This window comes from Streptomyces sp. C36 (genome assembly GCF_040932295.1).
Taxonomy (GTDB): Bacteria; Actinomycetota; Actinomycetes; order Streptomycetales; family Streptomycetaceae; genus Streptomyces; species Streptomyces triculaminicus.
This window is the reverse complement of the sequence record NZ_JBFQGI010000008.1, coordinates 428490-449293: the sequence shown is the minus strand read 5'-3', so window position 1 is coordinate 449293 and position 20804 is coordinate 428490. Positions and strand designations below refer to the sequence as shown.

The following is a 20804-nucleotide window of genomic DNA, read 5'->3' as shown; positions in this document are numbered from 1 at the left end:
CAGACCACCGCGAAGGCCGCACCCCACGCGGGCGGAGCAGCCGGCAGCACGACCACGACGAGCCGGCTGACGGCCGAATCCGTCACCCTCGCCTACGACGGACGGGTCATCGCCGAGAACCTCTCCGTCGCCGTCCCCGACAACTCCTTCACCGTCATCGTCGGCCCCAACGCCTGCGGCAAATCCACCCTGCTGCGCGCCCTGTCCCGCATGCTCAAGCCCGCCTCCGGCGCGGTGCTGCTGGACGGCGCGGCCATCGGCTCCTACCCCGCCAAGAAGGTCGCCCGCACCCTCGGACTGCTGCCCCAGTCCTCCGTGGCCCCCGACGGCATCACCGTCGCCGACCTCGTCGCCCGCGGCCGCTACCCCCACCAGGGCCTGCTGCGGCAGTGGTCACCCGAGGACGAGCGGATCGTCGCCGAGTCGATGGACGCCACCGGCGTCGCCGCCCTCGCCGACCGGTACGTCGACGAGCTCTCCGGAGGCCAGCGCCAGCGCGTATGGATCGCCATGGCCCTCGCCCAGCGCACCCCGCTGCTCCTCCTCGACGAACCGACCACCTACCTCGACATCCAGCACCAGATCGAGGTCCTCGACCTGTGCGCCGAACTCCACGAGACCCAGGGCCGCACCCTCGTCGCCGTCCTGCACGACCTCAACCACGCCGCCCGCTACGCCACCCACCTCATCGCCCTGCGCGACGGGCGCGTCGTGGCCGAGGGACCGCCCGCCGAGGTGGTCACGGCCGAACTCGTCGAGCGCGTCTTCGGACTGCGCTGCCAGGTCATCGACGACCCGCAGACCGGCACCCCCCTGGTCGTCCCCGCCGCCCGCAGGCCCCGCACGGCCCGGGCCGGCGCTACAGGATCGCCCGCAGCCGCAGCACGTCCCGCAGGCTCGCCTTCAGCCTGACCCGGCCGCCGGCCCAGGCCCGCGCGAAATTCAGCTCGCCGTCGACCAGGGCCACCAGATCGTCGCCCGTCATCTCCAGCGCGATCTCCGCCCGCGCCTCCGGAGCGCCCGGAAGAGTACGCACCTCCCGGATGTGCCCCTCGCGCAAATGGCCTACAAAGGTGACGTCGAGATCGGTGACATGGCAGCTCAGCGAGCGGTCGGGCGTGGCGGCGACACGGAGCTCGCCGCTCGCGCCCGCGAGATTCTCCGCCAGCCGGTCGAGTGCGGCACGGCACTCCTCGATCGTCGCCATCGCCATGGACGGTACACCGGCGAGCCCGGAACACCGGAGAAGCGCCCGACAAGGGGTAGCGTCGGTTTCATGACCGACGCGACCCAGCCGCACCAGCCACCCCCGGCGCCCCGCCCCCCGGGCGCCGAGCGCGCCCCCACCGGCGACGCCGGCGTGGACGCCCACCTGGCCCGGCTGGCGGACGCGGACGACCTCGAGGTGAGCGGCCACCTCGAGGTGTACGAGGATGTACACCAGGGACTGCGCGACGCGCTCGGCGCGCTCGACCAGCGCCCCGGACCCCCTCGGCCGTACGACAACAGGAGCTGAACCGCACGTGGCAGTGACCCGCCGCCGACTCGACGCGGAGCTGGTGCGCCGCAAGCTGGCCCGTTCGCGCGAGCACGCGAGCCAGCTGATCGCCGCCGGCCGTGTGACCGTCGGCGGTACGACGGCGACCAAGGCCGCCACCCAGGTGGAGACCAGCGCCGCCCTCGTCGTCACCCAGGACGACAGCGACCCCGACTACGTCTCCCGCGGCGGCCACAAGCTCGCCGGCGCCCTCGCCGCCTTCGTCCCCCTCGGCCTGAAGGTCGAAGGCCGCCGGGCCCTGGACGCCGGCGCCTCCACCGGCGGCTTCACCGACGTACTGCTGCGCTCGGGCGCCGCCCACGTCGTCGCCGTCGACGTCGGCTACGGCCAGCTCGCCTGGTCCCTGCAGAGCGACGAACGGGTCACCGTCAAGGACCGCACCAACGTCCGCGAACTGACCCTGGAGCAGATCGACGACCTGCCCGTCGACCTCGTCGTCGGCGACCTGTCCTTCATCCCGCTCGGCCTCGTGCTGCCCGCCCTCGTGCGCTGCGCCGCCCCCGACGCCGACCTGGTGCTGATGGTCAAGCCGCAGTTCGAGGTCGGCAAGGAGCGCCTGGGCAGCGGCGGCGTCGTACGCAGCGCCCAGCTCAGGGCCGACACCGTACGGGCCGTCGCGGGCCGCGCCGCCGAACTCGGGCTGGGCGTCATGGGTGTTACCGCCAGCCCCCTGCCGGGTCCGTCCGGCAACGTCGAGTACTTTCTGTGGCTGCGCGCCGGTGCGCCTGAACTGGACCCGGCGGACGTTGACCGTGCAGTGGCGGAGGGGCCCCGTTGACCACTTCAAAAGCACCATCAGCAGCACCGGCCGAGCCGGAGGCACAGACAGGACGCACCGTCTTCCTGCTCGCCCACACCGGCCGCCCGGCGGCCATCCGCAGCGCCGAACTCGTCGTCCAAGGACTCCTGCGCTGCGGCATCGGAGTACGGGTCCTCGCCGAGGAAGCCGCCGACCTGCCGCTGCCGCCCTCGGCGGAACGCGTCGAGGCCGGCCCCGGCCGGCCCGACGTCCTCGCCGGCTGCGAGCTGCTCATCGTCCTCGGCGGTGACGGCACGCTGCTGCGCGGCGCCGAGTTCGCCCGCCAGTCCGGCGTGCCCATGCTCGGCGTCAACCTCGGCCGCGTCGGCTTCCTCGCCGAGGCCGAGCGGGACGACCTCGACAAGGTCGTCGACCGCGTCGTGACCCGGGCGTACGAGGTCGAGGAGAGGATGACCCTCGACGTGCTCGTACGCACCGACGGGCACATCGTCCACACCGACTGGGCGCTGAACGAGGCCTCCGTCGAGAAGGCCGCCCGGGAACGGCTCCTGGAGGTCGTCACCGAGGTCGACGGCCGGCCCGTCTCCCGCTTCGGCGGCGACGGAGTGGTCTGCGCCACGCCCACCGGCTCCACCGCCTACGCCTTCTCCGCGGGCGGGCCCGTCGTCTGGCCCGAGGTCGAGGCGCTGCTCATGGTGCCCATCAGCGCTCACGCGCTGTTCGCCAAGCCGCTGGTGACCGCCCCCGACTCGGTGCTGGCCGTCGAGGTCCAGCCGCAGACGCCCAACGGCGTCCTGTGGTGCGACGGACGGCGAACCGTGGAGCTCCCGGCGGGGGCGCGGGTGGAGGTGCGGCGCGGTGCCGTGCCGGTCCGCCTGGCGCGCCTGCACCACGCCTCGTTCACCGACCGGCTGGTGGCGAAGTTCGCCCTGCCCGTCGCCGGGTGGCGAGGGGCGCCGCACTAGCCCGGGGCGGCCCCCTCGGGTCCGGGCCGGGGCCGGCCCGGACCCGGCCCGGGGTGCCGGTGGTCGCCGTCCGGGTGCCCGCGAGGGTGGTGAACGCGACTGCCGTGGTGACGGCGAACGACGTGTCGGGACCGCCCGGAATGTGGATGATCATGGTTCCGCCCTGTCCCCCCAAGGGATCCCCGCACGATCGGGCCGTCACCCGGAACGGCGGCGGGACTCTCCCCGGACCGGTCGACGGGGGAGGCCGTCGCGAGCGGCCCCCGGAACCTCGTATGGTCGTATCCGTGTTGGAGGAGATGCGGATCCGGTCCCTGGGCGTCATTGACGACGCCGTTGTCGAGCTGTCACCCGGTTTCACCGCGGTGACCGGCGAGACCGGCGCCGGCAAGACCATGGTCGTCACCAGCCTCGGGCTGCTGCTCGGCGGGCGGGCCGACCCCGCGCTCGTACGCATGGGGGCCAAGGCCGCCGTCGTCGAGGGCCGGCTCGCCGTCGACGCCCGCTCGGCCGTCGCCGCACGGGCCGAGGAAGCCGGCGCCGAACTCGACGACGGCACCCTGCTCGTCAGCCGCACCCTCTCCGCGGAGGGACGCTCACGCGCCCACCTCGGCGGGCGCAGCGTGCCCGTGGGCCTGCTCGGCGAGCTCGCGGACGACCTCGTGGCCGTCCACGGCCAGACCGACCAGCAGGGACTGCTGCGGCCCGTGCGGCAGCGCCAGGCCCTCGACCGGTACGCCGGCGACGCCGTCTCCGTACCGCTCGCCACCTACACCGGCGCCTACCGCCGGCTGCGGGCCGTCGCGGCCGAACTGGCCGAGCTCACCACCCGCGCCCGCGAACGCGCCCAGGAAGCGGACCTGCTCCGCTTCGGCCTCGACGAGATCGCCGCCGTCGAACCCCAGCCCGGCGAGGACGCCGACCTCGCCGCCGAGGCCTCCCGGCTCGGCCACGCCGAGGCCCTCGCCTCCGCCGCCACCGCCGCGCACGCCGCGCTCGCCGGCGACCCCGAGGACCCCGAGGGCATCGACGCCGCCACGCTCGTGGCCGGCGCCCACCGCGCCCTCGAATCCGTACGGTCCCACGACCCCGCCCTCGCCGGCCTCACCGACCGGATCGCCGAGATCGGGATCCTGCTGCGCGACGTCGCCGGAGAACTGGCCGGATACGCCTCCGACCTCGACGCCGACCCCCGCCGGCTGGCCGCCGTCGAGGAGCGCCGGGCCGCGCTCACGCAGCTGACGCGCAAGTACGGCGAGGACATCACCGAAGTCCTCGCCTGGGCCGAGCGCAGCGCCGCGCGCCTGGGCGAACTGGACGGCGACGACGACCGCATCACCGAACTCACCGAGGAACGCGACACGCTGCGCGCCGAACTCGGCGACCTCGCGCAGACGCTGAGCGACGCCCGGACCGAGGCGGCGAAGCGTTTCGCCGACGCGGTGACGGAGGAACTCGCGTCGCTGGCCATGCCGCACGCGCGCGTCTCCTTCGCCATCCGGCAGAACGAGATCGGTGGCGGAGCCGCCGACGCCTCCGCGTCCGGTATCGAGGTCGGCGGGCGCGCCGTCACCTACGGGCCGCACGGCGCGGACGACGTCGAACTGCTCCTCGCCCCCCACCCCGGCGCCCAGCCGCGGCCCGTCGCCAAGGGCGCCTCCGGCGGTGAGCTGTCGCGCGTCATGCTCGCCGTCGAGGTCGTCTTCGCCGGGTCCGACCCCGTGCCGACCTATCTCTTCGACGAGGTCGACGCCGGAGTCGGCGGCAAGGCCGCGGTCGAGGTCGGGCGGCGCCTGGCCCGGCTGGCGCGGACCGCGCAGGTAGTGGTCGTCACGCACCTGCCGCAGGTGGCGGCGTTCGCGGACCGGCACCTGGTGGTGGAGAAGACGCACGACGGCGCGGTGACGCGCAGCGGGGTGCGGGCGATGGAGGGGGAGGCGCGGGTGCGGGAGCTTTCGCGGATGCTGGCGGGGCAGGAGGACTCGGAGCTGGCGCGGGCGCATGCGGAGGAGTTGCTGGAGGCTGCGCGCGGGGGGTGCTGACGTTTGGTGCGGGTCTGTGTGCGGGTGTTCGTGCGGGTGGGTTGTGGGGCGGGGCCGGGGTGGGATGGGCCGGGCCCTTACGGGACTGGATTATTTACGGCCCGGAGCCCTCTGACGTGATGGTTGGCCCGCACCTGGGCCGCAAATAACCCTGACGTCCCTCTCAGGGCCCGGCCCATCCCACCCCGGCCCCTCCGGCCGGAGCCCCGTCCGCGGGCGGGTGGGCGCAAACGGGCCCACCGGGGCGCACCTGGCCACGTACAGTCGGTCCATGGGGATCGGGACGGCCGCGTTGCTCGCGCGGGGGACATACGAGGCACTGCGCCGCACCCGGCCCGGAGGGGCCGGGGTGTGGGACCGGAAGAACAGGTCCGGGCGGACCGTCGACCTGTGCGGTGGGCCCGCGGCGGTGACGGGCACCGTGGCGGCCGTGGTGACCGCGTCCGCGTTGTCCGGCCGGCATCGGGTCGCCGGGGCGGTGGCCGTGCTGGTGGCCGGTGGGTGCGGGGCGTACGACGATCACGCCGGTGCCGGCGATCCGCGGCGGGGGTTCCGGGCCCATGTGTCGGCGTTGCGGCAGGGTGAGGTGACCAGCGGGGCGGTGAAGCTGCTGGGTATCGGGGCGGCCGGGATCGCGGCCGGTGTCGTGCTGAAGGAGCGGCCGCTCGACCGGCTGCTGGCCGGGGTCGTGATCGCCGGCGCCGCGCACGCGGTCAATCTGCTCGACGTGCGGCCCGGCAGGGCCGGCGCGGCGGTGCTCGCGCTCGGTACGGGCGGGATGCTGCGCGGCAGGGCGGCCGGGCAGGTGGCCGCCGGGCCGGTGGGTGCGGCGGCGGCCCTGATCGCCGACGATCTCGGTGAGCGGACGATGCTCGGCGACGCCGGCGCGCACGCGCTCGGCGCCGGTCTCGGGCTCGCCGTGGTGGCGGGCAACGGCCGGGCCGGGCTGGCCTTTCACGCCGCCGTGTTGACCCTTGCGGCGGTAGTCGCGGACGCAGGGAATCCCCAAAGTGGGTGAATCCGGAGATCTGTTAGCGAGGTGGGACGGGCCGGCCTCGGGACGGTGGTGCCGGGATGTCAGCGGAGGCTGGCATCCTGGCCTCAGCACCTCGCCGTACGCCCCGCCCGACGTCGACCCAGGAGCTTCCCCCGCGTGAGCAGCACACCCGGCCCCTCGCACGGGCGGCCGCCCCTGCACGCTGTTCAGATCCTGGGCAGCGGGAGCGCGGGCAGCGGGGCGCATGTGCGGTCGCTGGCCGACGGGCTCGTGGCGCGCGGGCTGCGGGTGACGGTGTGCGGGCCGTGGGGGACGGGCGAACGCTACGAATTCACCGGCTCCGGGGCGTCCTTCACACCGCTGGGCCCGGGCGCGGGCGCCCTGACCGTCGCCGAGATCCGGGCGGCGAGCGCCGGTGCGGACGTGGTGCACGCGCACGGTCTGCGGTCCGGCGCCCTGGCCGCGCTGGCGCTGCGGGGCCGCGCGACGCCGCTGGTGGTCACCTGGCACGCCCGGGTACGGGCCGAGGGGCCGCGGTCCCATCTCGTACGGCTGATGGAACGCCAGGCGGCACGGGCGGCGGCCGTGCTGCTCGGCACCTCGTCCGACCTGGTCGATCAGGCACGGCGGCGGGGCGCGCGGGACGCCCGGCTGGCGCCGGTGGCGTTGCCGGCGCCGCGCACGCGGCCGGACGAGGACGAGTGCGTACGGCTCAAGGCCCGGGCCGAACTGGGCGCGATGGCCAGGCCGTTGATCGTCACCGTGGGCCGGCTCGAGCCCGGCCAGGGACACGGCTTCCTGCTGGACGCCGCCCGGCTCTGGCGCGAACTGGACCCCGAACCCCTGCTGATCATGGCCGGTGAGGGCGGCGGACGCGCCGCGCTCCAACGCCGGATCGAGGACGAACAACTGCCGGTCCTGCTGGTGGGGCGCCGCGACGACGTCCCGGAACTGCTGGCCGCGGCGGACGTGGCGGTCCTGCCGAGCCGGTGGGAGGCGCGGTCCCTGCTGGCGCAGGAGGCCTTGCACGCCGGTGTTCCGCTGGTCGCCACGGCCGTTGGTGGGGTGCCGGAGCTTGTCGGTGACGCGGCGGAACTCGTCCCGTACGGGGATGCGGCGGCGTTGGCGGGAGCGGTGGCGCGGCTTCTGGACGATCCCGTTCGCTGTGCGGAGCTTGTGAGTGCAGGGCGGGTGCAGTCGGCGACGTGGCCGTCCGAGGATGACACCGTGGCCCACGTCCTGAGCGTGTACGACGAGCTCAGCCAGCGCCAGCCGAGTTGACGGCCGGGCCCGTGGCCCCCAAACGGGCAGGCGGGGCGAATGCCCACCCACCGGTCCGCGGCTCGACTGACGGCCGGAGGGGCCGGGGTGGGATGGGCCGGGCCCTGAGAGGGACGTCAGGGTTATTTGCGGCCCACGTACGGGCCAACCATCACGTTCAGAGGGTTCCGGGCCGTAAATAATCCAGTCCCGTAAGGGCCCGGCCCATCCCACCCCGGCCCCGCCCCCACAACGCACCCGCACAACGCACCCGCACGAACACCCGTCACCCCACATGCCGCCGAGCCCGCAGCGCAAGACCCAGCGCCAGCACCGCCTCCGGGTCCTCCAGGTCCGTGCCGAGCAGTCGCCCGATCCGCCCCAGCCGGTCGTACAGCGTCTGCCGGTTCAGGTGCAGCTCCCGTGCCGTCTCCGCCTTGCGGCCCGCGTGGGCGAGGTAGGCCTCGAGCGTCGGCAGCAGCGCCGGCCGCGAGGCCGCGTCATGGGCCAGCAGCGGGCCGATCACCCGCTGGACGAACGCCGCCAGGTCCCCGTGCGAGCGCAGCCGCCACAGCAGCACGTCCACGTCCAGCCGCCGCACGTCGTACCAGGGCGTACCCCCCGCCTCCGCCGTCTCCGCAGCCTCCGCGGCCCCAGCCGCGTACCGCAGCCCGGCCCCCGCCGTCTCCCACGTGGCCGGCGCGCCCACGACCACCACCGGCGGCCGGAAGCCCGCCCGCTCCGCCCCCGCCCGGAGTGCCGCCGCCACCCGGTCGGCCACGGCGGGACGGTCCTTCTCGGCGCGCAGCCCGACCAGCAGCGGTACGCGCCCCTCGGGCAGCCGGACGCCGAGCAGGACGGGGGCGCCGACGCCGGCCAGCTCCTCCTGGAGGGAAGCCGCCAGTACGGCCCAGCTCTCGGCGGGGACGAGGTCGTCGGCGGTCCGGGTCACCACGGGGAGCAGAGGTCCAGGGCCCGGCCGGAAGCCCAGCACCCGGGCCTGGGCCGCGGCGTCCGCCGCGTCCAGCCGGCCCTCGGCGAGGTCGGTGAGGAAGTCGCCGCGGCCGCGGGCGGCCAGTTCCTCCTCCTGTCGGGCCCGCATCAGGACGACGGCCAGGAGCCCGGCGGCCCGGTCGGCGGCGATCCGGTGGACGGGCGCCGGAGCCCCGTGCACGGGCAGCACGACGAGCCGGGCCCGCACGGTGTCCGTACCGCCCCTCGAGCCCCCCGAGCCTCCTGAGCCCCCCGAGCCGGCTGGCCCGCCGGGAATGTCGGCGATGACGCTCCCCGGCAGCCCGGCGGCGGAGGCGCGCAGCCCGGCCCAGACCTGCAGTGGGTCGGCGGAGCCGGGTTCGGCGGGAGGGGTGGGCGGTCCGGCCGCGTAGAGCAGGCGGCCGTCGGGAGTCTCGAGGAAGACGGGGTTGCCGGCGAAGTCGGCGAAGAGCCGTAGCAGCTCGGGTACGCCGCCCCCGCCCAGGAGCACCTCGGTGCAGCGCCGGTGCACGTCCTCGGCGCGGCGGAGCAGGGCGTAGTGGGCGTTGACGAGCTCGGTGTGGATCTCCTCGGTGACGGCCACGAACGGCACCTCCCGGTGCAGCTGCACCAGGGGCAGGGCGCAGGAGCGCGCGGTGTCGACGACGGCGGCGGGGAGGGTGGTGAAGCGCGCGCCGAGTTCGACGACGAGGGCGGCGATGCCGCGGTCGGCGAGGCCGCGGACGAAGGCGCGCTGTTCGGCGGGCCGGCTGCCGAGGCCCAGGCCGGTGGTGAGGAGCAGTTCGCCGCCCTTGAGGAGGGCGGCGATGTTGGGTGCCTCGCCGGCGTGGACCCAGCGCAGGGGGCGCCGCAGCGCGTCGCCGCCGACGAGCACCTCGGGGAGGCCGCGCCGCAGGGTGGGCAGCGCCAGGGCTTCCGCCACGGTGATCGTGCCTTGTTCCATGGCGGGGAACCTAACAGGGCGGTGTGCCGCCCCCCGGCGCGGCGGTCAGCCGCCGAAGGCGCTGGAGGCGGTGAGCCGCAGCGCGGTGTCGATGAGCGGCACGTGGCTGAAGGCCTGCGGGAAGTTGCCGACCTGCCGCTGGAGGCGGGAGTCCCATTCCTCGGCGAGCAGTCCGAGGTCGTTGCGCAGGTCGAGCAGCTTCTCGAAGAGCCGGCGGGCCTCGTCGACGCGGCCGATCATGGCCAGGTCGTCGGCGAGCCAGAAGGAGCAGGCGAGGAAGGCGCCCTCGTCGCCCTCGAGCCCGTCGACGCCCGCGTCGGTGCCGGCGGTGGGGTAGCGCAGGACGAAGCCGTCGGGGGTGGACAGCTCGCGCTGGATGGCCTCGATGGTGCCGATGACGCGCTTGTCGTCGGGCGGCAGGAAGCCCATCTGCGGGATGAGCAGGAGGGAGGCGTCGAGTTCCTTGGAGCCGTAGGACTGGGTGAAGGTGTTGCGCTCCTTGTCGTAGCCCTTCTCGCAGACGTCCCGGTGGATGTCGTCGCGCAGCTCGCGCCAGCGCTCGAGGGGGCCGTCGACGTCGCCGGACTCGATGAGCTTGATGGTGCGGTCGACGGCGACCCAGGCCATGACCTTGGAGTGGACGAAGTGGCGGCGCGGGCCGCGTACCTCCCAGATGCCCTCGTCGGGCTCGTTCCAGTGGTCCTCGAGGTAGCCGATGAGGCGCAGCTGCAGCACGGAGGCGTAGTCGTTGCGGGCGAGGCCGGTCATGTGGGCCAGGTGGAGGGCCTCGATCATCTCGCCGTAGACGTCGAGCTGGAGCTGGCCGGCGGCGCCGTTGCCGACGCGGACGGGGGTGGAGTTCTCGTATCCGGGCAGCCAGGGCAGCTCGGCCTCGCCGAGCTCGCGCTCGCCGGCGATGCCGTACATGATCTGCAGGTTCTCGGGGTCGCCGGCGACGGCGCGCAGCAGCCATTCGCGCCAGGCGCGGGCTTCCTCGCGGTAGCCGGTGCGCAGCAGGGAGGAGAGGGTGATGGCGGCGTCGCGCAGCCAGGTGTAGCGGTAGTCCCAGTTGCGGACGCCGCCGATCTCCTCGGGCAGGGAGGTGGTGGGGGCGGCGACGATGCCGCCGGTGGGGGCGTAGGTGAGGGCCTTGAGGGTGATCAGGGAGCGGATGACGGCGTCCCGGTAGGGGCCGTGGTACGTGCAGTGGCCGACCCATTCCCGCCAGAACTCCTCGGTGGCCTCCAGGGAGCCCTCGGGGTCGGGCAGTGCGGGCGGCTCGCCGTGCGAGGGCTGCCAGCTGATGGTGAAGGCGACGCGCTCGCCGGGGGAGACGGTGAAGTCGGAGTAGGTGGTGAGGTCCTTGCCGAAGGTGTCGGCGGTGGTGTCGAGCCAGACCGAGTCGGGGCCGGCGACGGCGACGGTGCGGTCGCCCACCTTGTGCACCCAGGGGACGACCCGCCCGTAGGAGAAGCGCATGCGCAGGGCGGAGCGCATGGGCACCCGGCCGCTGACGCCCTCGACGATCCGGATCAGCTGGGGTGCCCCGTCGCGCGGGGGCATGAAGTCGATGATCCGGACGGTGCCGCGGGGGGTGTCCCATTCGGATTCGAGGACCAGGGAGTCGCCGCGGTAGCGGCGGCGGTCCGCGTGCGGTGGCGCCGCTCCGGAGGGGTGCGCCGGGCCGATCCGCCAGAAGCCGTGTTCCTCCGTGCCGAGCAGGCCCGCGAACGCCGCGTGGGAATCGAATCGGGGCAGGCACAGCCAGTCGGCCGTGCCGTCCCGGCAGACCAGGGCAGCGGTCTGCATATCGCCGATGAGTGCGTAATCCTCGATACGCCCGGCCACGTCATCTCCAGTCGAACGGCATCCAGGACCCCTTCAGGGGTCGAACGGCATCCAGGGCCCTGCGGGGCCCTTTGCTGGTCAAGCGATCTTCGACGAGCTCTGTTCCGGAGTGGCCCTTCCCAGAGGTAGCTGGGGGAGGGCGTGGTGCCGTGCCGGCCGGCTCGCTGCGTGTGTCCGAGCAGGATACGACGCCCAGTTGGCAGACGCGCGACGGTTGGCCGGGGAACTTGTGCCGAATGGGTGGCCTGTGACGACCGCCCGTGACGCAGGGTCGGCGGGGGCGTCGCGCCGCGTCACCGGAAGCGGCCGGGCCCGGTCGCTGATACCCTGGTACCCCGTGGACCGGTGGGCGCAAGACCCCCCAACCGCAGCGACGGCACCCCCGAAAACACCGGGTGATCGCCGGAACGCACCCTCACTCGCGACCACGGGAGCCCCCCTTTGGCCATTGCCGCAAAGCCCACGACGACCAAGCACATCTTCGTCACCGGGGGTGTCGCCTCCTCGCTCGGCAAGGGGCTGACCGCCTCCAGCCTGGGCGCGCTGCTCAAGGCCCGGGGCCTGCGGGTGACGATGCAGAAGCTCGACCCGTACCTGAACGTCGACCCGGGCACGATGAACCCGTTCCAGCACGGCGAGGTGTTCGTCACCAACGACGGCGCCGAGACCGACCTGGACATCGGTCACTACGAGCGCTTCCTCGACGTCGACCTCGACGGCTCGGCGAACGTCACCACCGGCCAGGTGTACTCCACGGTGATCGCCAAGGAGCGCCGCGGCGAGTACCTGGGCGACACCGTGCAGGTCATCCCGCATATCACCAACGAGATCAAGCACCGCATCCGCCGGATGGCGACCGACGACGTCGACGTCGTGATCACCGAGGTCGGCGGCACGGTGGGCGACATCGAGTCGCTGCCGTTCCTGGAGACCGTGCGCCAGGTCCGCCACGAGGTCGGCCGGGACAACGTCTTTGTCGTGCACATCTCGCTGCTGCCCTACATCGGCCCCTCCGGCGAGCTGAAGACCAAGCCCACCCAGCACTCCGTCGCCGCCCTGCGCAACATCGGCATCCAGCCCGACGCGATCGTGCTGCGCGCCGACCGTGACGTCCCCACCGCCATCAAGCGCAAGATCTCGCTGATGTGCGACGTGGACGAGGCCGCCGTGGTCGCCGCGATCGACGCCCCCTCGATCTACGACATCCCCAAGGTCCTGCACACCGAGGGCCTGGACGCCTACGTGGTGCGCAAGCTCGACCTGCCCTTCCGCGACGTGAACTGGACCCAGTGGGAGGACCTGCTGGACCGCGTCCACAACCCCTCGCACGAGGTCACGGTCGCGCTGGTCGGCAAGTACATCGACCTGCCCGACGCCTACCTGTCGGTGACCGAGGCCATCCGCGCCGGCGGCTTCGCCAACCGCGCCAAGGTCAAGGTCAAGTGGGTCGCCTCCGACGACTGCAAGACCCCGGCGGGCGCCCGGGAGCAGCTGGCCGACGTGGACGCGATCTGCATCCCGGGCGGTTTCGGCGACCGTGGCGTCAACGGCAAGGTCGGCGCGATCACCTACGCCCGCGAGAACAAGGTCCCGCTGCTGGGCCTGTGCCTGGGCCTGCAGTGCGTGGTCATCGAGGCCGCCCGCAACCTGGCCGGCATCGAGGGCGCCAACTCCACCGAGTTCGACCCCGCCACCGCCCACCCGGTGATCTCCACGATGGCCGAGCAGATGGACATCGTCGCCGGTGAGGGCGACATGGGCGGCACGATGCGCCTGGGCATGTACCCGGCCAAGCTCGCCGAGGGCTCCATCGTCCGTGAGGTCTACGGCGACCAGCCCTACGTGGAGGAGCGTCACCGTCACCGCTACGAGGTGAACAACTCCTACCGCGGCGAGCTGGAGAAGAAGGCGGGCATCCTCTTCTCCGGTACCTCCCCGGACAACAAGCTGGTCGAGTACGTCGAGTACCCGCGCGACGTCCACCCCTACCTGGTGGCGACCCAGGCGCACCCCGAGCTGCGCTCCCGCCCGACCCGCCCGCACCCGCTCTTCGCGGGTCTGGTCAAGGCCGCCGTCGAGCGTCAGCAGGGCTGATCTGTACGGTTGACCGGGGTGAGGGCCTCCGCTACGGAGGCGCTCACCCCGGTTTCGTATTTCTGGAGGACGCAGATGGGCAGCTTCACGGACACCCCCGCCGAGTGGCGGGTCAAGGCGAGCGCCACGCCGTTCCGGGGCAACAAGACCAGCGTGCGCACGGACGAGGTGGTCATGCCCGACGGCACCACCGTCACCCGTGACTACCAGGTCCACCCCGGTTCCGTGGCCGTCCTCGCCCTCGACGACCAGGACCGGGTGCTGGTCCTGAGCCAGTACCGCCACCCCGTGCGGCAGCGGCTGTGGGAGATCCCCGCGGGCCTGCTGGACGTTCCCGGCGAGAACCCGCTGCGCGCCGCGCAGCGCGAGCTCTACGAGGAGGCGCACGTCAAGGCCGAGGACTGGCGGGTGCTGACCGACGTCTACACCACGCCGGGCGGCTGTGACGAGGCCGTGCGCATCTTCCTGGCGCGCGGCATCTCCGACGTCGAGGGCGAGCGCTTCGAGGTCGAGGACGAGGAGCTGGACATGGAGCTGGCGAGGGTTCCGCTGGCGCTGCTGGGGCGCGGCATCCTCAAGGGCGAGCTCCACAACAACTGCCTGGTCGTCGGCGTTCTTTCGGTCATGGCCGCGATGGCCGGGGACGGCCTGGACGCGCTGCGCCCGGCCGACGCCCCCTGGCCGGCCCGCCCCTTCGAGGCGTGAGCGACGGGGCGCCCCGCGGCCGCCGCGGGGTGCCCCGGACGGGTGCCGTGGTCCGACCATCGGTCAACCCGAAGAGGTGATCTTCAGCATGGCGGGTCGGCGTTACCCGGAGTGCGGGGGGCGGTGAACTAGGCTCGATATGTTCCCGCCGCGGCCGCGGCGGGCTCGCACGTGCAGGTGGAACGGGAGTGGGCCCGTGGCGGAGCGGACGGTGGAGACCGGCGGACCGGCGGCGGCCCCGCCCGAGCGGCGGCTGCCCGCCCCCGCCCCCGGAATGAGCCCCCGTCAGACGGCCGCCGCCGTACCGGCGTCGGCGGACCGTCCGTTCGTCGGCCGGCAGCGCGAGCTCAAGGAGCTGCGCGCCGACATCATCCGGGCGGGCCTGGACACCCTCTCCGGCCGTAAACAGCCGTGCAGTCGGGTCCTGCTCATCGCCGGCCGACCCGGCTCCGGCCGCACCGCGCTGGCCGAGCGGCTGGCCGGCCAGCTCACCAGGGAGTACCCGGACGGAGTACTGCGCGCCCGCCTCACGGGTGCCGACGGCTCACCCGTGCCCACCGAACGCACCGCCCGCGCCCTGCTCGCCGCCCTCGGCGCGCCCGTGCCGGCCGGGGCCGAGGAGGACGAGCTGACCGCCGCGCTGCGCGCCGCGCTGAACGGCAAGCGGGCGCTGCTGCTGCTGGACGACGCGGCGGGCGCCGAGCAGGTGGACCCGCTGCTGCCGGACGAGCCGGAGTGCCTGGTCGTCGCCGTCTCCCGGGGGCCGCTGACCGGGGTGCCGGACGTCCGCCCGTGCGCGCTCGGCGGCCTGGACAAGGCGGCCGCCGTCGATCTGCTGGAGTGGTACGCGGGCCCGACGCGGATCACCTGCGACCCGGTGGCGGCCGGTGCCGTCGTGGAGGAGTGCGGCGGCCAGCCGGCCGCGCTGGTGCTCGTCGGCGGCTGGCTGGCCGCCCACTCGAAGATGTCGGTGGTGGACGCGGCCAAGCGGCTGCGGGAGCCGCCGCCGGCCGGGCGGCCCGAGAGCGCGGCCCGGCCGCTGGCGCGGGCGTTCTCGCTGGCGTACGAGGCCCTGTCGCCCACCGCCGCGCGCATCCTGCACCTGCTGGCGCTGGCCCCGGCCGGGCTGGCCGACGCGCATGTGGCCTCCGCGCTGGCGGGCTGCTCGCTGACCACCGCCCAGTCCGTGCTGGAGGACCTGACGGCCCGTGGCCTGCTGCGGCTGGAGGCTCCGGAGGGCGAGGGCGGCGTGCTGCCCGCGCAGTACCGCGTGCCCGGCTGCCTGGCGCCCATCTTCACGGCGCTGCTGCAGGCGCAGGAGCGGCCGGCCGAGACGGAGCTGGCGCGGGCCAGGATGCTGGAGCGGACGGTGCGGCAGCTGTACTCCTGCCGCGCGGTCACCGAGCGCGACGACCCGGCGGTCCGCCGCAGGATCGAGCAGCTGCCCAGGCCGCTGCGCTTCCCCTCGGCGCGCGCGGCCGAGGAGTGGCTGCTGGCCCGGCTGCCGGCGCTGCTCGCCGCGGCCCGGCTGGCGGTGGAGGACGGCCGGCTCGACACCCTGGCGCGGCGGCTGGTCTCCGCGCTGACCCGGGCGCTGACGGCCCATCTGGGCCCGGAGGCCGCGGCCCCCGAGCTCTACGGGCTGCACCAGCTCGTCCTCGATGTGGCCCGGCGTTGCGAGATGCCGCTGGAGAAGGCCGCGGCGCTGCTCAACCTCGGTGACCTGGACGCGCGGGCCGGGCGCACCGCGGAGGCCCTCGAGCGCTACCGCCAGGCGCTGGACTCGGCGCGGGAGGCGGGCGATCCGTACGCCGTCAGCCGGGCGCTGGAGTCGGTGGGCGCCGCGCATCAGGAGCTGGGGGACTGGCAGCGGGCCGCCGACTGGTACCGGCGCGGGCTGGAGCTGCGGCTGACCCGTGGGGAGCTCGCCGACGAGGCGCGGCTGTACGGGCGGCTGGGCGCGGTGCACGCGTACGCGGGCCAGTTGACGGAGGCGCTGCGCGACTGGCGGGCGGCGGCCGCGGCGTGCCGCCGGCTGCGGGACGTGCCCGGGCACGCGCGGGCGCTGAGCGAGGTGGCCCGGGTGCTGGAGCACGCGGGGCGGCCGAGGGAGGCGCTGCGCACGTACCAGGAGGCGGTGGAGTGCGCGCAGCAGGCGGGCGACGCCCGGCTGGAGGCCGCGCTGCGGCTGCGGCTGGCGGACGTGCTCGAGTGGGCGGGCGACGTCCCGGGGGCGGGAGCGCAGCGTCAGGCGGCCGAGCAGCTGCTGGACCGGGCGGGGCGCGCCCCGTCGCAGGACGGTGGGTCACCCTGACGGTGCAACGCAGGGTAACCGATCGTGAACCTAAGAAACAGATGGCGTAGCGCTCAAAGATTGGTGCATTGCAAGGCTAGACAGCGGGGGATCCTTCATTAGACTGGCAACGCCGCGATCGACGCGGTCTGCACTGGTGTGCCCGGGCATATCAGGAATAGCCTGTCATTCTCTGAACAAGGACCGTGATCGACGTGAAGGTCGGCATCCCCCGCGAGGTCAAGAACAACGAATTCCGCGTGGCCATCACCCCCGCCGGGGTGCTGGAGCTCGTGCGCAACGGCCACCAGGTCTTCGTGGAGAAGGGAGCCGGTCTCGGCTCCTCCATCACCGACGCCGAGTACGTCGGCGCCGGTGCCGCCATCCTGGACACCGCTGACGACGTCTGGGCCACGGCCGACCTGCTGCTGAAGGTCAAGGAGCCGATCGCGGAGGAGTACCACCGCCTCCGCAAGGGCCAGACCCTCTTCACCTACCTGCACCTGGCCGCCTCCCGCGAGTGCACGGACGCCCTGCTGCAGTCCGGCACCACCGCCATCGCGTACGAGACCGTGGAGCTCGCCAACCGCGCGCTGCCGCTGCTCGCCCCGATGTCCGAGGTCGCGGGCCGGCTGGCCCCGCAGGTCGGCGCCTACCACCTGATGCGCTCGGCCGGCGGCCGCGGCGTGCTGCCGGGCGGCGTCCCGGGCACCCACGCGGGCAAGGCCGTCGTCATCGGCGGTGGCGTCTCCGGCTGGAACGCCGCGCAGATCGCCGTCGGCATGGGCTTCCACGTCACCCTGCTCGACCGTGACATCAACAAGCTCCGCGAGGCCGACAAGGTCTTCGGCACCAAGGTGCAGACGATCGTCTCCAACGCCTACGAGCTGGAGAAGGCCGTCGTCGAGGCCGACCTGGTCATCGGCGCCGTCCTGATCCCGGGCGCCAAGGCCCCCAAGCTGGTCACCAACGAGCTCGTCGCCAAGATGAAGCCCGGAAGTGTACTTGTCGACATTGCGATCGACCAGGGCGGCTGCTTCGAGGACTCCCGTCCCACCACCCACGCGGAGCCGACCTTCCAGGTCCACGACTCCGTCTTCTACTGCGTCGCCAACATGCCGGGCGCGGTGCCGAACACCTCCACCTACGCGCTGACCAACGCCACGATGCCCTACATCGTGGAGCTGGCCAACCGTGGCTGGCAGGAGGCGCTGCGTCGTGACGCCGCGCTGGCCAAGGGTCTCAACACCCATGAGGGTCAGGTCGTTTACGGCCCCGTCGCCGAGGCGCACGGCCTGCCGCACGTCGAACTGAGCACCCTCCTCGGCTGAGTCGGCGCACGCCGTCGGCAGTCGACGAAAGAACAGCACATACCCGGCCGGGCCTTGTTCAGCAAGGCCCGGCCGGGGTGTTTCGCCATGGTTTCGCCCGACCGTGATTCTTCCGGGTTAGGGGCCGTACACCCTTGACAGAAGCCTGTTCGATTGCCGACACATCGTGCCGTCTCCGGCGGATTGTGTTGCTGCGGACCGCCGACACGCCATAGAGTCGCCAACCGTCGGCATGGTGCCACGCTGACCTATCTAGATGTTTCCTGGTCACCAAGGAGGTAGGACGACTTGTGAATGAGTCGACATTTGCTCCCGGGGGTGGTCACCCAGGAATGCCTGCGCTGGGCCAGAGTCCCGTGGGACTCCAAGCTGTCGGCTCCGTCGCTGTCCACACCTTCGCAGCCCACCAGAACATCCAGAGCATGACGACAGCCCACCAGAGCATGGACGGTCAACACGTGAACGCCATGGCCGGCAACCGGGGTGGGGCGGAATCCACCCGTCTCGCCGAGTACGAGGAAGTGTCGGACGGTCACTTCTACGACCCCGACGCGGAGTACGAGCCCGACCCCGAGTACGCGGCGACCCTCGCGCCCGACGCCGCCCGCCAGCGCCGCGAGCGCATCGGCCCCACCGGGCGTCCCCTGCCGTACTTCCCGATCCCCGGACCGCTGGCCGACCACGGCCCGGCGAAGATCATCGCGATGTGCAACCAGAAGGGCGGGGTCGGCAAGACCACCTCGACCATCAACCTGGGCGCGGCCCTCGCGGAGTACGGCCGCCGGGTGCTGCTCGTCGACTTCGACCCCCAGGGCGCGCTGTCCGTCGGGCTCGGAGTCAACCCGATGGAGCTGGACCTGACGGTCTACAACCTGCTCATGGAGCGGGGCATGTCGGCCGACGAGGTGCTGCTGAAGACGGCCGTGCCGAACATGGACCTGCTGCCCAGCAATATCGATTTGTCAGCGGCCGAGGTCCAGCTCGTCAGCGAGGTGGCCCGTGAGTCGACCCTCCAGCGGGCCCTGAAGCCCCTGATGGCCGACTACGACTACATCGTCATCGACTGCCAGCCCTCGCTCGGCCTGCTCACCGTCAACGCCCTGACGGCCGCTCACAAGGTGATCGTGCCGCTGGAATGCGAGTTCTTCGCGCTGCGCGGCGTGGCCCTGCTCACCGAGACCATCGAGAAGGTCCAGGAGCGGCTCAACCCCGAGCTCGAGCTCGACGGCATCCTCGCCACGATGTACGACTCGCGCACCGTGCACAGCCGCGAGGTGCTCGCGCGCGTGGTCGAGGCGTTCGACGATCACGTCTACCACACGGTCATCGGCCGTACGGTCCGCTTCCCCGAGACCACGGTCGCGGGCGAGCCGATCACCACGTACGCGTCCAACTCCGTCGGCGCCGCCGCCTACCGTCAGCTGGCCAGGGAGGTGCTCGCCCGGTGTCACGCCGAGTGAGTCTGCCCGGCGCCGACGAACTGTTCCGCACCACCGGCGGCATGGGACTGCAGTCCTCCTCCCCCCGCCGGAAGGCGAACGGCGAGACGCCGGCGAGGGTGCCGCAGCCGGGCGACGCGCCCGACGGGGAGCGGCCGGGCAAGACGGCCGAGCGGGACGGGCGCGCCCCGGCGGCCCCCGCCGCGGCCGGCCCGGAGCAGGACGGCGAGCGGCGCCCCGCCCCGCCGGAGCGCGACCGCGCCACCACGGCCGCCCGTACGGCCTCCGAGCCCGCCACGGGCAAGCGCCGCGGCCGCGGCGCCGGACGGCGGCCCAGCGGCCGTGAGCGGCACGACGAGAAGATCACCGTCTATGTCTCCGCCGAGGAGCTCATGGACCTCGAGCACGCCCGGCTGGTGCTGCGCGGCGAGCACGGGCTCGCGGTGGACCGGGGCCGGATCGTCCGGGAGGCCGTCGCCGTCGTCCTGGCCGACCTCGAGCAGCGCGGCGACGCGAGCATCCTCGTACGGCGCCTGCGCGGCCGCTGAGCGGCCCGGCCGCGCTAGCCTCCTGCCGTACGCCGCTTCGGCCCGTACGGCCCGTTCCGCACCCGCACCCTGGAAACCCGATGCCCGCAGTCCCCGCCACCCCGGTCCGCCGTGCCCTGGGCCACGGCCCGGACGGGCCGCCGCCCCCGCCGCAGCGGGAGCCGGAGCCGCGGGACGGGACCGCGGGGAGCGAGCCGGGGGAGACCGGGGCCGAGGCCGGTGACGGGCGGTTCACGGTCCGGCTGGACAACTTCGAAGGACCGTTCGACCTCCTGCTGCAGCTGATCGCCAAGCACAAGCTGGACGTCACCGAGGTCGCCCTGTCCAAGGTCACCGACGAGTTCATGGCGCACATCCGGGCGATGGGGCCGGACTTCGACCTGGACCAGACCACCGAGTTCCTCGTCGTCGCCGCCACCCTCCTCGACCTCAAGGCCGCCCGGCTGCTGCCCGCCGCCGAGGTCGAGGACGAGGCGGACCTCGCCCTGCTGGAGGCCCGCGACCTGCTGTTCGCACGGCTGCTGCAGTACCGGGCGTACAAGCGCATCGCGGAGATCTTCAGCGACCGGCTGGCCGCCGAGGACCGCCGCCGGCCCCGCACGGTCGGCCTGGAGCCGCACCACGCCGAGCTGCTGCCCGAGGTCGTCCTCGGCATCGGCCCCGAGCGCCTGGCGGAGCTGGCCGCCAAGGCGATGCGGCCCAGGCCCGCGCCGCAGGTCTACGTCGACCACATCCACGCGCCGCTGGTCAGCGTCCGCGAACAGGCGGAGGTCGTCGTCGCCCGGCTGCGCGCGGAGGGCGAGACGGACTTCGGCCGGCTCGTCGAGGACGCCCCGGACACCCTGACCGTCGTGGCGCGCTTCCTGGCCCTCCTGGAGCTCTACCGCGAGCGCGTGGTGGTTCTGGACCAGGGCGAGGCGCTGGGGGCCCTGAAGGTCCGCTGGACGGGCGCGGAGGACGCCGCCCCGCTGGTGACCGACGAGTTCGACCGCGAGCCGGAGACCGAGCCCGAGGAGGGGACGGCGTGA

At 73.5% G+C, this 20804-nt stretch carries 17 protein-coding genes; 14 read left to right on the top strand and 3 right to left on the bottom strand.

All coding sequences use genetic code 11. From position 1 onward, the window contains the following. Window positions 1–66: 66 nt before the first annotated feature. The gene (locus AB4K12_RS25570; RefSeq protein WP_368436557.1) at window positions 67–912 is read left to right on the top strand and encodes an ABC transporter ATP-binding protein; all 846 of its coding nucleotides are present in this window, start codon (window positions 67–69) and stop codon (window positions 910–912) included. Here AB4K12_RS25570 and AB4K12_RS25565 read toward each other — a convergent pair. Beyond that, on the bottom strand, window positions 860–1207 hold the full coding sequence (locus AB4K12_RS25565) for a sterol-binding protein (RefSeq protein WP_368436490.1): 348 nt from the start codon (window positions 1205–1207) through the stop codon (window positions 860–862). The two genes, AB4K12_RS25570 and AB4K12_RS25565, sit on opposite strands and share 53 nt — an antisense overlap. A 69-nt stretch (window positions 1208–1276) precedes the next feature. On the opposite strand from AB4K12_RS25565, the gene AB4K12_RS25560 reads away from it, so the two are divergent. The 6 genes from AB4K12_RS25560 (at window position 1277) to AB4K12_RS25535 (ending at window position 7603) form a co-directional block, all read left to right on the top strand. Then, the gene (locus AB4K12_RS25560) at window positions 1277–1516 is read left to right on the top strand and encodes a hypothetical protein (protein ID WP_368436489.1); all 240 of its coding nucleotides are present in this window, start codon (window positions 1277–1279) and stop codon (window positions 1514–1516) included. Window positions 1517–1529: 13 nt separating this feature from the next. Then, on the top strand, window positions 1530–2336 hold the full coding sequence (locus tag AB4K12_RS25555) for a TlyA family RNA methyltransferase (protein WP_368436555.1): 807 nt from the start codon (window positions 1530–1532) through the stop codon (window positions 2334–2336). Further along, the gene (locus AB4K12_RS25550) at window positions 2333–3283 is read left to right on the top strand and encodes an NAD kinase (protein ID WP_368436487.1); all 951 of its coding nucleotides are present in this window, start codon (window positions 2333–2335) and stop codon (window positions 3281–3283) included. Before AB4K12_RS25555 ends, AB4K12_RS25550 begins: the two co-directional genes overlap by 4 nt. Before the next feature lie 275 nt (window positions 3284–3558). After that, window positions 3559–5325 carry a DNA repair protein RecN gene (gene recN, locus AB4K12_RS25545; protein WP_368436486.1) on the top strand — a complete coding sequence of 589 codons (1767 nt, stop codon included), beginning with the start codon at window positions 3559–3561 and terminating at the stop codon, window positions 5323–5325. A gap of 271 nt (window positions 5326–5596) precedes the next feature. Then, a complete protein-coding gene (locus AB4K12_RS25540; RefSeq protein ID WP_368436484.1) occupies window positions 5597–6343 on the top strand; it encodes a hypothetical protein in 747 nt (248 codons plus the stop codon). Between the two features lie 135 nt (window positions 6344–6478). Then, window positions 6479–7603, top strand: a complete 1125-nt coding sequence (locus AB4K12_RS25535) for a glycosyltransferase family 4 protein (RefSeq protein WP_368436482.1) — start codon at window positions 6479–6481, stop codon at window positions 7601–7603. Between the two features lie 265 nt (window positions 7604–7868). Here AB4K12_RS25535 and AB4K12_RS25530 read toward each other — a convergent pair whose 3' ends face one another. Further along, window positions 7869–9518: a PucR family transcriptional regulator gene (locus AB4K12_RS25530; RefSeq protein ID WP_368436480.1), complete on the bottom strand. Its 1650-nt coding sequence runs from the start codon at window positions 9516–9518 to the stop codon at window positions 7869–7871. A 45-nt stretch (window positions 9519–9563) separates the two neighbouring features. Next, on the bottom strand, window positions 9564–11366 hold the full coding sequence (locus AB4K12_RS25525; protein WP_368436478.1) for a glycoside hydrolase family 15 protein: 1803 nt from the start codon (window positions 11364–11366) through the stop codon (window positions 9564–9566). Between the two features lie 447 nt (window positions 11367–11813). On the opposite strand from AB4K12_RS25525, the gene AB4K12_RS25520 reads away from it, so the two are divergent. From AB4K12_RS25520 to AB4K12_RS25490, 7 genes are all read left to right on the top strand, one after another. After that, the gene (locus AB4K12_RS25520; RefSeq protein ID WP_362260510.1) at window positions 11814–13460 is read left to right on the top strand and encodes a CTP synthase; all 1647 of its coding nucleotides are present in this window, start codon (window positions 11814–11816) and stop codon (window positions 13458–13460) included. Window positions 13461–13535: 75 nt separating this feature from the next. Continuing rightward, complete coding sequence (locus AB4K12_RS25515; protein WP_086575470.1) at window positions 13536–14165, top strand: NUDIX hydrolase; 630 nt, start codon at window positions 13536–13538, stop codon at window positions 14163–14165. Window positions 14166–14361: 196 nt separating this feature from the next. Then, window positions 14362–16479 carry a tetratricopeptide repeat protein gene (locus tag AB4K12_RS25510; protein WP_368436475.1) on the top strand — a complete coding sequence of 706 codons (2118 nt, stop codon included), beginning with the start codon at window positions 14362–14364 and terminating at the stop codon, window positions 16477–16479. A gap of 194 nt (window positions 16480–16673) precedes the next feature. Further along, window positions 16674–17789: an alanine dehydrogenase gene (ald, locus tag AB4K12_RS25505; RefSeq protein WP_086570328.1), complete on the top strand. Its 1116-nt coding sequence runs from the start codon at window positions 16674–16676 to the stop codon at window positions 17787–17789. Window positions 17790–18121: 332 nt separating this feature from the next. Next, window positions 18122–19249, top strand: a complete 1128-nt coding sequence (locus AB4K12_RS25500) for a ParA family protein (protein WP_362260460.1) — start codon at window positions 18122–18124, stop codon at window positions 19247–19249. Then, window positions 19234–19776, top strand: a complete 543-nt coding sequence (locus AB4K12_RS25495; protein ID WP_368436473.1) for a hypothetical protein — start codon at window positions 19234–19236, stop codon at window positions 19774–19776. The genes AB4K12_RS25500 and AB4K12_RS25495 overlap by 16 nt, the downstream gene beginning before the upstream one ends. Further along, window positions 19773–20804: a ScpA family protein gene (locus tag AB4K12_RS25490; RefSeq protein ID WP_368436552.1), complete on the top strand. Its 1032-nt coding sequence runs from the start codon at window positions 19773–19775 to the stop codon at window positions 20802–20804. Before AB4K12_RS25495 ends, AB4K12_RS25490 begins: the two co-directional genes overlap by 4 nt.

Excerpts from the sequence above, each read along its gene's own strand:
- AB4K12_RS25500 (WP_362260460.1), top strand. The coding sequence starts at position 18,122 with ATGCCTGCGCTGGGCCAGAGTCCCGTGGGACTCCAAGCTGTCGGCTCC.
- AB4K12_RS25540 (WP_368436484.1), top strand. The coding sequence starts at position 5,597 with ATGGGGATCGGGACGGCCGCGTTGCTCGCGCGGGGGACATACGAGGCA.
- recN (WP_368436486.1), top strand. The coding sequence starts at position 3,559 with ATGGTCGTATCCGTGTTGGAGGAGATGCGGATCCGGTCCCTGGGCGTC.
- AB4K12_RS25560 (WP_368436489.1), top strand. The coding sequence starts at position 1,277 with ATGACCGACGCGACCCAGCCGCACCAGCCACCCCCGGCGCCCCGCCCC.
- AB4K12_RS25515 (WP_086575470.1), top strand. The coding sequence starts at position 13,536 with ATGGGCAGCTTCACGGACACCCCCGCCGAGTGGCGGGTCAAGGCGAGC.
- AB4K12_RS25530 (WP_368436480.1), bottom strand. The coding sequence starts at position 9,518 with ATGGAACAAGGCACGATCACCGTGGCGGAAGCCCTGGCGCTGCCCACC.
- AB4K12_RS25565 (WP_368436490.1), bottom strand. The coding sequence starts at position 1,207 with ATGGCGACGATCGAGGAGTGCCGTGCCGCACTCGACCGGCTGGCGGAG.